We start from the raw sequence: 13,520 nt of genomic DNA on the forward strand, positions 1-13,520 counted from the left end.
CAAGGAAGCAGCAAGTGATGGAATTCAAGCCATGAACTGTTCTTCTTGTCTTTAGTGGGTAAACGTTATCCCACCTGATTTTATTCATAACCAAAGGGCATAAGAAACAATCTGATACATGTAAAATTTATTATGCCGTTTGAGTAATCGTTTACTCCATTTCTTAAAAAGGGTGATTATTAATGAGTATGCTATTATGTCCTTCCATGATGTGCGCTAATTTCAGATCATTGGAACACGAAGTAAATGCACTGGAAGAAGCCAATGTGGATATTTATCATATCGATATTATGGATGGTAAATTTGTCCCCAACTTTGGAATGGGACTTCAGGATTTGGAGTACATCCGCAAACAAACTCAAAAAACAGTGGATGTGCATCTGATGATCGATAATCCTTCCGCCTATATTGATTTGTTTGCTGATAAGGGTGCAGACATCATTTACTTCCATCCAGAGACCGATATGCACCCGACGCGCACAATCGACCGAATTGTTGGCAGGGGGATAAAGGCAGGGATTGCTCTTAATCCGGGAACAGCCATTGCTTCGGTTGAACCTTTGCTTGGGATGGTCGATTATGTGTTGGTCATGACTGTAAATCCCGGTTTTGCAGGTCAAACATATTTAACCTTTGTGAACGACAAGATTAAAGCACTACAAGCATACAAGCATGAAAAAGGACTGGATTTTACAATCGTGGTAGACGGTGCGATCTCCGAAGAGAAGATCAACGAATTGGCACACTACGGCGTTGAAGGATTCGTTTTGGGAACTTCCACTTTGTTCGGCAAAGATGAGTCTTACAAAACCATCGTTAACAGATTGAAAAATATTTAAATTGGGGAGGAATAGAGCATGAGAATTGCCATTGGAAGCGACCATGTGGCTGTAGAGCTTAAAGCGATTATTTCAGCTTATGTTAATGAACTGGGTCATGAGGTGATTGACTACGGACCGCAAAGTTCGGAAAGAACCGACTATCCGAAGTATGGGAAACTTGTTGCCGAGGCTGTAGTCGGAAAGCAGGCTGACGCAGGAATTCTGATTTGTGGCACAGGCGTAGGGATATCGATCTCGGCCAACAAAGTCAAGGGTATTCGGGCTGTGGTATGCAGTGAGCCTTATTCAGCACAGTTGTCCAAGCAGCACAACAATACGAATGTTCTTGCATTCGGTGCGCGTGTTGTTGGAAGCGAATTGGCGAAAATGATCGTGAAGGCATGGCTTGAGGCCGAGTTTGAGGGAGGACGTCATGGCGACCGCATCAAGATGATATCCGACATCGAGGAACAACATTTGTGCTGATAACCAGCCACTTATAAAACATTAATGAATATGGGGGAGATTACATTGGTCAAAAGATTAATCGCCAGCACCAAAAGCGATATTTTGAAATTTAGCGCAGCAGATCTAAAAGAATCTATCCTGGCTTCTGAAGGGCGCGTTATTATGGGACAACATCTTGTAATGATAAACACCGGTTTGGTTGATGGTGTCACCAATGCGGAAATCCAGGCTGCCTACGGTGCAGATATGGTTATGCTGAATGGCTTTGATATGATCAAGGAAGAATCCAATATCGGATTGCGTGAAATGAAGCACGGCAAGATGGCCGAGAAGCCGTATAGTCTCAAGCAAATCAAAGAATGGGCTGGAGTTCCGCTCGGCATTTATTTTGAATGTCCAAGCCCTGATGCTCAGGTAGCGGGAGAGCAGTACGTGGAGGCCAAGGAAGGAAGAATAGCTTCCAGAGAGAACTTCCTGCGTGCCTTGGAAATCGGCGCGGATTTTATCGTGCTGGGAGGCAACCCATCCGCGGGAACGACCTTTGCGCGAATTATTGAGGCTACCAAGCTGGCCAAAGAAACGTTGGGAGATCAAATTCTAATCTGCGCCGGAAAATGGGAGGACGGGACGATTGAGAAGGTATTGGGTGATCCGCTGAGCGAAAGACCTTCCAATGATATTATCAAGGATTTGATTGATTCGGGTGCTGATGTTATTACGTTGCCTGCACCTGGCTCCAGACATGGCATTACAGTGGAGCATGTCAGACAATGTGTAGAGTTTGTTCATTCGTATAAACCCGGAACTCTGGCTCTTTCTTTCCTGAACAGCTCGGTTGAAGGGGCGGATGTTCAAACGATTGCCTTAATCGCACTTATGATGAAGCAGACAGGTGCGGATATTCATGCCATTGGAGATGGTGGCTATGCCGGAACACCTCTTCCAGAGAACGTTTACCAGCTTGCACTATCCATTAAAGGACGCAGACATACGATCAAAAGAATGGTAGGCAGAAACCGGTAACGATTCACTGGTTAAATTTAAAGACTCTGTATTCTCTTGTACTTACGAGTACAGGTAGAGTCTTTAGATTTTTATCCAAGTGTAAGCGTTTACCACAATGGGTTATATGCCAAAAGAGAGCAAAGGAGCGAGCATCATGTCAAACGAACAACTGGCAAAAGATATATTGGCATCCGTCGGAGGAGAAGAGAATGTCTCCAGCTTGGCGCATTGCGCTACCCGGTTGCGATTTAAATTAAAAAACAGAGAGCTGGCCGATAAAAGCAAAACACAAAACATTGCCGGCGTTATTACGGTGGTCGAAAGTGGTGGACAATATCAAGTGGTCATCGGCAATACGGTAGGCGATGTGTATAAAGACATTACTAAGATTAGCAGCATTGGAGATGATGACAAATCGAATGCATCCGCTGCTCCTGAAAGCAACTGGTTCAACAAAACAGTAGACATTATTTCCGGTATCTTTACACCATTTTTGGGGGCACTGGCAGCTTCCGGGATTCTGAAAGGGCTTTTATTAATGCTGTCCTCGTTGGGGTGGCTCTCCAAAACAAGCGGCGTTTATTCGATCTGGTTCGCTGCCGCCGACAGTATCTTTTATTTCCTGCCCTTGGCTATCGCTGTAACCTCTTCGAGGAAATTTGGTGCTAATACTTTTGTCTCGCTTGCAGTCGCAGGGGCTCTGATATATCCGAATATCATTACTTTATATAACGATAAAGCGGATATTACTTTCTTCAATATTCCTGTTGTTCTTATGAGTTATACTTCCTCGGTTATTCCAGTGATTATCGCCGTTTGGTTATTATCGCTGCTGGAGAAATTTCTGAACAGAGTAATTCACGAAAGCGTGAGAAATTTTATAACACCACTTATCTGCCTTATGGTCATTGTTCCCTTGACTCTGATCGCGGTTGGACCAATTGGAATATATGCGAGCTTGGGAATGGCTAAGGGTTATACTTTCTTATATAATTTGAGTCCGATTGTCGCAGGAGTTATTTTGGGTGCTGGGTGGCAGTTGCTTGTAGTTATGGGTCTTCACTGGGCGTTTATTCCTATTATGTACAATAACATTGCGGTGTACGGTTATGATACCATGAAACCATTAATGGCGCCTTCCAACTTTGCACAAGCAGGTGCGGCACTGGGAGTATTTCTTAAAACCAAAAATCCAAAGGTCAAAGCGATTGCGGGTCCTGCGGCGATAACTGGGTTGTTTGGTATCACAGAGCCGATTATCTACGGGATTAGTATCCGTTATAAAAAACCGTTCGTATGGGCTATTATCGGGGGTTCTATCGCCGGGGCAATTACGGGTGCTTCAGGTTCCGTGGCCATTGCTCCAGGTATACCGGGCTTGGCATCCCTGCCGATTTTCTTCGGCACAGGCTTCGCGGGATTCGTCATTGCCATTACGGTAGCTTATGTATTCACAGCCATTACCACGTATTTGTTTGGATTTAATGATTCCATGGAGAAAGAAATGATTGCCGTCCATGAAGAGAAGAAAGAAGTTGAAACCCTAGCTCCTGCGTTGACGAACGAAAACATTTCCAGCCCGCTGATGGGGGTTGTCAAACCGTTATCCGAGGTATCCGATGAAGTATTCTCTACTGGGGCCATGGGTAAAGGTGTTGCCATTGTACCTGAGGACGGCAAGCTGCTCGCGCCATTCAACGGAACGATAGCTAATGCCTTCCGCACAGGCCATGCGATTGGACTCGTATCGGATGGGGGAACGGAGATTCTTGTTCACATCGGCATGGACACTGTTAAATTAAAGGGACAGCATTTTAAAACGCATATCGCAGAAGGTGACCGGGTTACCAAAGGTCAGTTGCTGGTTGAGTTCGATATGGAGGAAATTAAAGCATTGGGCTATGACCTGACGACACCGATTATTGTGACCAACACGGCTCAATATGCGGAAATTAAAGTGCTGGGCAGCAGCCGGGTGCAAACGGGAGATTCATTGTTGGAGGTCAAGCGCTAAGATATTGAAATGTTAAATCAAGTGCAATAATTTATAAAAATAAAGAGAAACCGCTTCTGGAGCACGTTAAAGGGTATTCCCTTTTCCAGAGGCGGTTTCTTTTGGGGTGAATCATCTCACGCCTCCTCAAGACTGAAGTAGGGTAATATTCTTCGCGCGCTCTCCGTTTTCCCTATGCGCTTACTTCCCTCGGTAAATCGTTTTGGCCTTGATGTTGCTCTGTCTCTCAGACAAGGTAAATGTATTTGCGGGAATCCTGATAAATTACCATTAATGGTAATTTATTTTAGATGTTTACCCTAATCCCTTGAATGAGAATAGGGAAAACCCTTAATTTTTATTATTTAAACCACATTGTGATTTGAATCACATATAACGTGCCCCACTATATTAGAATAAAAGCATAGACAGATATTCATAAGCACGCAGGAGATGTCGTCGAATGAATGGAGGAAACCGGTATATGATAAACAGTAAAAAGAAGCTTGTTGTGATAGGGAACGGGATGGCTGGTATCAATACGGTCGAACAAATTTTAAAATTAACGGATAAATATGAAATTACGGTCCTTGGAAGTGAGCCACATCCGAACTATAACAGGATTATGCTCTCTTATGTTTTGGAGGGTAGTAAGACCATTGAGGATATCATACTGAACGATTTGCAATGGTACGAGGATCAAGGTATTACTTTATATACTGGGAAAATGGTACGGAGCATCGACGGAGAAAGAAAGAGGATTCATACTGAGGACGGACTGGAAATTGATTACGATCTAGCTTTGATAGCCACGGGCTCCCAATCGTTTATTTTGCCTATTCCGGGAAAAGAATTACCGGGCGTCATTGGTTTCCGGGATATCGCTGATTGTACGGCAATGCTTGAGGCGGCGAAAACGTATAAAAAGGCAGCGGTCATTGGTGGAGGGCTGTTGGGACTGGAAGCAGCCAAAGGTCTGGTCAATCTTGGCATGGACGTAACGGTCGTTCATTTGATGGAAGATTTGATGGAGCGTCAGCTGGACCGGGAAGCCTCTGCGATGCTGAAAGCAGAACTGGAACGCCAGGGAATCAAATTTGCCATGCAAAAGCAAACTGCAGAGGTGTACGGCCAAGATCGGGTACAGGGACTGCGCTTCTCGGATGGAAGCGAGTTGGAAGCAGATTTGCTAGTTATGGCCGTCGGGATCAAGCCTAACATTCAGGTGGCTGTGCAAAGTGGTATAGAAACGAAGCGTGGAATTGTAGTCGATGATTTGATGAAGACTTCCATGCCGGATGTATATGCTGTAGGGGAGTGTGCTGAGCACCGCGGGATCTGTTACGGCCTGGTTGCCCCGCTGTTTGAACAGGGAAGTGTAATTGCCAAACATTTGGCAGGTGCGGCTACCGAAGGCTATGTGGGATCAGTGGTTTCCACCAAGCTCAAAATTTCAGGGGTGGATGTTTTCTCGGCTGGCGAATTCATAACTGCTCCTGAGCATACGGTGATTGTAGCAAAGGATGAGTGGAAGCGAACTTACAAAAAAGTACTGCTTCGTGATAATAAGATTGTTGGAACTGTGCTGTTCGGAGACGTGAGCGAATCTGCCAGTCTTCAGAAATATGTACGGCAGCAAACGTTGATGACGGATGAGATATATGGACAGCTCATGGGTACTGGATGCAGTAGAGACGGGGCTAAAACCTCATCCGCTGAAACGATGGCTGATGATGAAATTGTCTGCGGCTGTAACGGTGTGACCAAAAAGGCGATTGTTGATGCGATCAATGAAAATGGACTGACCACAGTCGACGAAATTAAAGCATGTACCGGAGCAACGCGGTCCTGCGGAGGGTGTAAGCCGGTCGTTGAACAAATTCTCCAGTATGTTCTGGGCGACAGCTTCAAATCGGCGGCCAAGCAAGGAATATGTGGCTGCACAACCTTGAGCCGGGATGAAATTGTTGCAGCGATCAAAACCAAGGGCCTTACAACGACACGTGAAGTAATGAATGTACTTGGCTGGCAAAATGATGAAGGATGCTCCAAATGTCGGCCAGCGCTGAATTATTACTTGGGTATGCTTAACCCGGAAACCCATGAGAATGAGGAAGATTCACGCTTTGTAAATGAGCGGCTGCACGCGAACATTCAAAAGGACGGAACATTCACAGTAGTCCCAAGAATGTACGGCGGTGTAACGACTCCAGAGGATTTGAAAAAAATAGCGGATGTTTCTCTTAAATACAACGTTAAAGTTGTTAAAGTGACAGGCGGCCAACGGCTGGACTTGATTGGTGTCCGTAAAGAAGATTTGCCTAAGGTGTGGGAAGAACTCGACATGCCGTCGGGATATGCCTATGCGAAATCGCTTCGTACAGTTAAAACCTGTGTCGGATCGCAATTCTGCCGCTTTGGCACACAGGACTCGATGGGAATGGGCGAGGTGCTGGAACGGAAATTTGAAAGACTGGATTTCCCGGCAAAATTCAAATTAGCGGTTAATGGATGTCCACGCAACTGCGCGGAATCATGTACGAAGGATATCGGAATTGTGGGTAATGATGGAGGCTGGGAGATTTTTATCGGCGGCAACGGCGGTATCAAAGCACGGCTGGCTGATTCGCTCTGCAAAGTGAAGACGGATGCTGAACTGATTGATATTGTGGCAGGCGTGATGCAGTTCTACCGTGAAACAGGCCAATATCTGGAACGTACCTCGGAATGGGTGGAACGTACTGGCCTTGAAGAAATTCGGAAGGCTGTCGTTGACGATCTGGATAATCGCAAAGCTTTAATAGAACGGATTGAGGTTGCATTGCAACAGGTTGAAGACCCATGGAAAAAGATTATCAATGATGAGAAGTCACGTGAAAATTTATTTGAGGTCGTTTCACCGTCTGTTGTGTGAATTTGTTCAAATCATGCCTGGAGAAGGGAGCAATCAAGCGAATGATCAAACATGCTGAGTGGCTTATTGTCGGTCACAGTACGGATTTCCCTGATAGAATTGGACGGACTGTCCGGTTGAATGAGAAGGAAGTCGCAGTATTCCGCACTTCGGAGAACAAGCTTTACGCTGTTGAAAATTCTTGCCCGCATCCTAAGGGTGGGCCGCTTACCGAAGCGATCGTATCGGGTCATTACATTTATGACCCGCTGCGTGATTGGAAGATTGATTTGGAGACGGGTATCGTTCAAGATCCAGATACCGGACAAGTCAAGACTTTCGCGATTCGGGAAGACGGAGAAGAAGTATTAATATCGCTTTAATAGAGATGACAAGAGCCTCGCAGGATTTGGACCTGCGGGGCTCTTGTCATCGTGGATCAGGTTATCGTAATACCTGCACTTGCATAACCGATAACGGTGTTAAGAACAGAGGCCCCTGCAGCTGTCGCGGAGAAGACGAGGAGCAGACGGGTTCCCGCTGTTACCGGTATAGCCAATCCGGTAGTGATGCCGCTGGAGAAATTACCCAGGGAGATCGTGTCTGTTAGTGGTGGAGCTAATGTGACGGCTGCTCCGGGAACAGGTGTGAAGGTGTTATTAGGTGTCGGGGAACTAAATAGCCGAGCAGTAATGCTTACGGATGATGCTTCGAGGGTCAAGGCAGCAGTTGTACTGAAATATCCGGCAATGGATGTAATTATGCCATCCCGTGGTACGGAAAAAGCGAAGTTAGTCAGTGGTCCTAGCAGTGTACCTGTTAGATCTATGGCTCCGCCTACAATGCTGATCCCTGTTGCTGAGCTTCCGAAACCGATTAAACTTGTGCTTCCTGCTAACCCGTCAGCAATGGTTGTCATAGTCGCTGGTCCACCTGAAGCGAATGGAATGATCGCTCCTGAGCCCAGGGCTCTTGTAGGTCCGGCGGGTCTGGCAATGCCATCGGCGCCCGTGACTCCTGTAGCGCCTGCCAGCCCGGGCAATCCATCCGCATCGGTAGCAACCGTGGCGCCGGTGATCCCAGCCCCGATTGGCCCAGCGGCTCCAACCGGACCAACAGGACCAACCGGACCCGTAGGTCCGACATGCCCCTGTGCTCCGGGAACCCCTGCTGGTCCCGGAGCACCCATGGGACCCGGAGGACCAGCAGGCCCTTGCGGGCCAGGACCTGCTGAATAGTATGCTTCGTATGTTTCACCTAATGCGTTGCTAATCGTCGTTCCTGTCGTTCTGATCGCACTAATCAGGCTGTCTTTAAAGACAGGACCAAGGGGTTCCTGTAGAACGATAGACAATAGGGCATCCAGTAGCTGTTGCAGTGTAGTTCCTACACTAATCGGTGAGAAAGGTGTGGCTTCCAGCGCCACGATAGCCAGCTCCAACGCAGCCAATAAGTCTGCCTTAACACCATTTCTAAGTCTTAAGCTTTTCGTCAGAATCAACAATCGCTTTAAAATTTGCTGCAATGAAGATACATTAGCCGCTGAGGGATTTTTGAATACAAGTGGGATGATTGCGGTCAATTCATTTATAAGCTTGAGAAGAGCTTCAATACCCCGATTAACTTTTGTTGGTTTATAGTTTTCATCCTTTTTTGAAGTGCCACTGAACCTGAACGACCTTTTATGTTTCATGCTCAAATAACTCCTCCTCACCATTCTTCCTACTGTAGAGGTGACAGGGGTTAATCGCCCCGCTTCACAGATATTATTAATATATTTGCTGAGGCAAAAAGGGTGAATAACCAGCAGAAACGAATGTTGGAGGAAAAAAAGCGCGGTCCCCGAAAATACCAGAGACCGCGCTGTATTTGTTTGTACTCCATCTAATTTAAGGGTCTTCAACAGTCTTATTTGAAAATACGTATCAGCATTTCAGCCAGCTCACCTCTGCTGATGGCTGCCTTCGGTCTGAGCGTCCCATCAGGATATCCGCTGATCCAACCGGAGTCTATAGCATTTTCGAATGCAGTGGAAGCCCAGGGGGCAATCTGCTGCGCATCCTTATAGGACTGCGGTGCAGCCTTGCCTGGAGCAGATACTTTATCCGCTACTGCATGTGACAGGATCACCAGCGCCTGTTCACGTGTAAGGCTCTCATCAGGGCCGAATGTCTGAACGGTTAGCCCTTGAATCCACCCCTGACGATGAGCGGTATCCACGGCTGCTGCAGCCCAGTGTCCTTCCATATCTGTAAAGTTGGTAGATACACTCTCATCTTTAGTAGTCCCCAAAGCTCTGATCAGTATGGACACAAATTCTGCACGACTTACCGCGCGCTCAGGGCGCATATTGCCGTCTTTATATCCTTGTATCCAGCCTTTGGCTGCAAGAGATTGCAGGGACTTCGCTGCCCAATGTCCTTGTACATCCGGCCATACCTGAGCGAGCTCTTGCGAATCCGATGAATTTATGGAGTCATTTTGCACTCCGGCATTATCGGATTGGGGCTTTGCATCGGTAGAGACGGCAACGGCAAAGGTACTTAACCGGGTCGTATTCAGACTCACACCTGACAAAATTCCTTTTGAATCCATCACAGCGGTGCCTTTCAGAATCTCACGCTCGCCATTTTCATGAATAACAAGAATGGAGAATTGGGGCTCCGCATTCTGTACTTTACTTAAGGATTCGTTATCCAATGGTAGAACGATGGACGAGGTTCCTGTCACGTTGGCTTTGATGTCTACAACCGGCCCTATCAGCTTCAGGCTGGATTGTTGCTCCGCCCAATCGCGCATCTGCTGTACACGTTGTGCATCTGCATGCTGGAAGGACAAAGTAACGTCCTCCTGCCCGGGAACCATACGGGTTAAGGCGTCGCTGGATATCATCAGTGTTCCATATCGGGATATCACCGCAGCTCCAACCTTATCCCATTTATTCAGTAAAGCATGAGAAAGGCTAACACGACTAATCTGTTTTTCCTGCTCCAAACGAATGTCTGCGTATGCCTTGCCTTCCCGAAGTGCTTGTTGTATCTGCTCATCCAGATATGCCGCTGTTGGAACAAAGAGGGAAACCTCTTTCCCCTGTCCGGACAATCCTGCCTGTAGAGCCTGATCTTCCTCTTTATCTTTGTTAGACTTGCCCGTGTCCACGCGAATCTTGGCAGGGATCATGACTTCTATTGCTTGTGTCAAAGCATGAGAACCATCACTTACCTTTGTGACATCCAATATTACAGCTACAACGGATGGAGTTGCTGCCTGAACAATCGTTCCATCGGTCCGCACGATGTCTGGCTGGCTACTGCTGCTGATGGTCAGACGGAAACCATCGGGTACAACAGGCAGCCTGAGCAGTGTATCATTGGCTGTAGGAACTGGTATGCTTGTGATGGAATCCGCGACACACTGGGCGGTTAAGCCTTGGGCATATACTAGCCCTGAGGGAACGCTCTTCATGCCATTTGCGCTTTGCAGCACATAGTAGCTGGCTCCTTCAGGAACGGGTGTAAATATATACTTCCCTTCTCCGGAAGCGATCCCTTCCGCTATAAGCTCCTGCTGGGCATTGTATAGCTCCAGACGAGCGCCCGGCAATGCACCTGTAACGATCACCGAGGCGATACTTCCTGTGCCTGCTGCGGCTGCAACCGCGCGGGGCAGTACGTTTACACGACGTTCGGCTGGCTCTGCCGTCCAGCCTCCGTTGTCGCTATAAGCATAGTTCAATACGTATATGCCGGGGACATTTGTATCGACATCACCGCTACCTGACAGCTCAGAGATCAGGACATTGCCGTAAACGCTGTCCAGTACGCTGGCTCCCGGGTCGGTGAAGCGCTCGTCAGTTTCGAGGACAATCGGATTATTGCCGTTCAATCGTACATAAGGTGTATTCGGCAGTGCCTTCAGCACCGTGATCGTGAATGTCCTTTGTGTAGAAGCTGCATCTTTAGATATGATTGCCATTAACTGTACATTCACATCACCGTCTGTATATTTGGGCCGATTCACCTGACCGCTGCTGCTGAGGACATCCGGTTGATCCGAGGACCAGTCGATCTGGGTGTCGAATGCCCCTGTATGAGGCAGAGAAATGGAATCCTTGATCCCTTGCGGGTAATCCAGCTGGAGTGTATTTGCCGCCAAATTCACTGCTTCATCAGCGCTTACGGGCAGTGCGGGCACGAGCAAGCTGAATGTTTTTCGAAGCTCAACCCCGCCTCTTGCCAGAACCGCTTCCAGTGTAATGGTCTGATCACCCTGTACATAGCTCGGGAATGTTACATGTCCAGTATGATCCAGGAATTGAGGCTGATTTGAAGTCCACGACACCTGAACGCCATTCAGAGCGTCTTTTGGCAAATATACGTCTCCCGTTACTGTAGTAATCGGCAATTCAAGCGCTCTGTATGCTGCGTCAACGGCTTCGGTGTCATTCATTGGCAGACGGAGCACGTGTGCAGTAAAATTCTTTATTTTCACTATGCCAGCGAGCTGTAGGGTAGCTGTCAGGGTAACATCTGTATCTCCATGACTATAGGAAGGTCTGGTAAGTGTTCCATCTGCTGAAATAACAAGCGCGTTAGCTGAAGACCATTGAATTAGCACACCACCATCTCCAGATAAAGGTAGAGATATATTTTCTTTTAATGCAGACAAATCGCCTAGTGTGAGTTGATTCGCAGCCTGGTCCAGTATATCCTGAGCCGAAGCTTTCAGTACCGTAACCTCGAAGGTTCGGGTATCTGAAGCGGTTCCCTTTGTAATCGTCGCTGTCAGCTTTACTTTCTTATCTCCCAAATCGTAGCTTGGACGCGTTACAGCACCCTCTTTTGTAATGACATCCGGGCTATCCGAGCTCCAGCTTACCGTTGTATCATTCAATCCAGTCAGCGGTAATACCAGCTGCTGTGTTACCGCAGCCGCTGAATCTCCGGATGCGAAGCCTGGAGCAAGTGCGTCTTTGGCCTGTGCAACATCTTCGGCATCCGTAGGGATGTTCACTGTGACCTCTGACGGAGTACTTTCTCCCCGAGCATTCACAGCCTGCAGACTGTAAAGAGCCTCACCTGGTGGCAAAGCGGAAGTGTCTATAAATTGGGTTAAGCTGCCCGTATACAGCGTAGCGCCATTTCTGATGACCTTGTATGACGTGGCGTAAGGAACAGCGTCCCAGCTTAACTCCACCGTATTTCCCTTCTTAACTCCTGTAAAATGATCTGGAGCCTGCGGAACAGGCAATCGCTCCCCATAAGCTGCGAATTCCATGATAGAAGTCCACAGATTGTTTCTCGCATTTCCTTGATCCATATATAATCGCAAGAATCGTGCGGTTACAGGAGTGATGCTCTTTTCAAAATTAGGGTTCGCATTATTCTGAACGGTATCGACAGTAACCCAATTGCGTCCGTCACTGCTCGTTTGTAATCGAAAGCCATAAGGGTCACGTTGATCCTGCCATCCATTGATGATCCCCATACCTGCTACACCGTAACGGTCTACGATATACCAGTCTCTCAGATCTATCTGAATCCATTTTTCACCGTTGCTGGCTTGATACCAGCGGCTTGTCGGCTCATAGGAGCCGTCGACTGCTCTGCCGGGGTCATAGGGCTGACTGTAGCCGCTGGATGTGGCTGGCTTGTTAAGTACCACATTTTCCGAGCCGGCAGCATTGGCTTCATTCGTCCCTATGAGCAAAGCCGCTCCGCCGAGGAAGGGCAGCAATGGAATCAGCAAGCGATAGGGTTTCAATTTGTTGCGTGTGAAGTTATTGCCTTCGAGCACGCGATCACCTCTTCTTCGTTAAATAGCACACTGATGAACACATTCGTTATGGGCGGGACGGGAATGCCCCTTCGGTTGCAATATAGTAGTCTACATTCGGCATCGGAGAGGCCCCGCGCAAATCAGGCAATGCAAATGTGGTTCTCCCATCCCCACCAAAATTAGTCCCCAGCAGCGAAAATAACGCCTGATTCTGTGCAATAGACATGAGTTGGCCTTCGCATTTTAGCCATCCCTTGGGAGCAAACGTGTAAGGATACATTGTAATTTCCCCAATATAAGGCTCATAACCTGCGTGTGCCTGTTTGGGGCTTATTGCAGTTCCTCCTAATAAAATGACCGCCAACAAGCTCAACACCGCGGCTTTTTTCCAAAAATGATTCTTCATACCTACAGCTCCTTTTGAGTTCGAATAATAGACAAATAAACACAAGTAATTTGCGACATTAGTCATAGAATGAATAGATATTATCATGGTTTTTCGCTTTTGACACTGCAATCGACCCATCAAATTTTCCTTTTTTTTCTTTTGTTCATCCGAAAA

The 13,520-nt window shown here is 47.3% G+C and carries 9 protein-coding genes; 6 read left to right on the forward strand and 3 right to left on the reverse strand.

Annotated elements, in window-relative coordinates:
* Positions 1-182 precede the first annotated feature (182 nt).
* The 6 genes from rpe (at position 183) to nirD (ending at position 7,563) form a co-directional block, all read left to right on the forward strand.
* Positions 183-839, forward strand: a complete 657-nt coding sequence (gene rpe / locus KQI_RS0118530) for a ribulose-phosphate 3-epimerase (RefSeq protein WP_010348367.1) — start codon at positions 183-185, stop codon at positions 837-839.
* 18 nt (positions 840-857) lie between these two features.
* The gene (gene rpiB, locus KQI_RS0118535) at positions 858-1,307 is read left to right on the forward strand and encodes a ribose 5-phosphate isomerase B (RefSeq protein WP_010348368.1); all 450 of its coding nucleotides are present in this window, start codon (positions 858-860) and stop codon (positions 1,305-1,307) included.
* Between the two features lie 45 nt (positions 1,308-1,352).
* On the forward strand, positions 1,353-2,312 hold the full coding sequence (locus tag KQI_RS0118540; protein ID WP_010348369.1) for a DUF7916 family protein: 960 nt from the start codon (positions 1,353-1,355) through the stop codon (positions 2,310-2,312).
* A 136-nt stretch (positions 2,313-2,448) separates the two neighbouring features.
* Positions 2,449-4,308, forward strand: coding sequence for a beta-glucoside-specific PTS transporter subunit IIABC (locus KQI_RS0118545; protein WP_010348372.1), 1,860 nt, complete (start codon positions 2,449-2,451; stop codon positions 4,306-4,308).
* Positions 4,309-4,771: 463 nt separating this feature from the next.
* The gene (nirB, locus tag KQI_RS0118550) at positions 4,772-7,201 is read left to right on the forward strand and encodes a nitrite reductase large subunit NirB (RefSeq protein ID WP_029390234.1); all 2,430 of its coding nucleotides are present in this window, start codon (positions 4,772-4,774) and stop codon (positions 7,199-7,201) included.
* Between the two features lie 41 nt (positions 7,202-7,242).
* Positions 7,243-7,563, forward strand: coding sequence for a nitrite reductase small subunit NirD (nirD, locus tag KQI_RS0118555; protein ID WP_010348374.1), 321 nt, complete (start codon positions 7,243-7,245; stop codon positions 7,561-7,563).
* Positions 7,564-7,619: 56 nt separating this feature from the next.
* On the opposite strand, the gene KQI_RS0118560 is transcribed toward nirD, so the two are convergent.
* The 3 genes from KQI_RS0118560 to KQI_RS0118570 form a co-directional block, all read right to left on the reverse strand.
* Positions 7,620-8,873, reverse strand: a complete 1,254-nt coding sequence (locus tag KQI_RS0118560) for an exosporium glycoprotein BclB-related protein (protein WP_010348376.1) — start codon at positions 8,871-8,873, stop codon at positions 7,620-7,622.
* A gap of 215 nt (positions 8,874-9,088) precedes the next feature.
* Positions 9,089-12,976 carry an immunoglobulin-like domain-containing protein gene (locus KQI_RS0118565; RefSeq protein WP_010348377.1) on the reverse strand — a complete coding sequence of 1,296 codons (3,888 nt, stop codon included), beginning with the start codon at positions 12,974-12,976 and terminating at the stop codon, positions 9,089-9,091.
* Positions 12,977-13,022: 46 nt separating this feature from the next.
* The gene (locus KQI_RS0118570) at positions 13,023-13,364 is read right to left on the reverse strand and encodes a phage tail protein (protein ID WP_010348378.1); all 342 of its coding nucleotides are present in this window, start codon (positions 13,362-13,364) and stop codon (positions 13,023-13,025) included.
* Positions 13,365-13,520: the final 156 nt, after the last annotated feature.

The organism is Paenibacillus peoriae KCTC 3763, from assembly GCF_000236805.1.
GTDB lineage: Bacteria > Bacillota > Bacilli > Paenibacillales > Paenibacillaceae > Paenibacillus > Paenibacillus peoriae.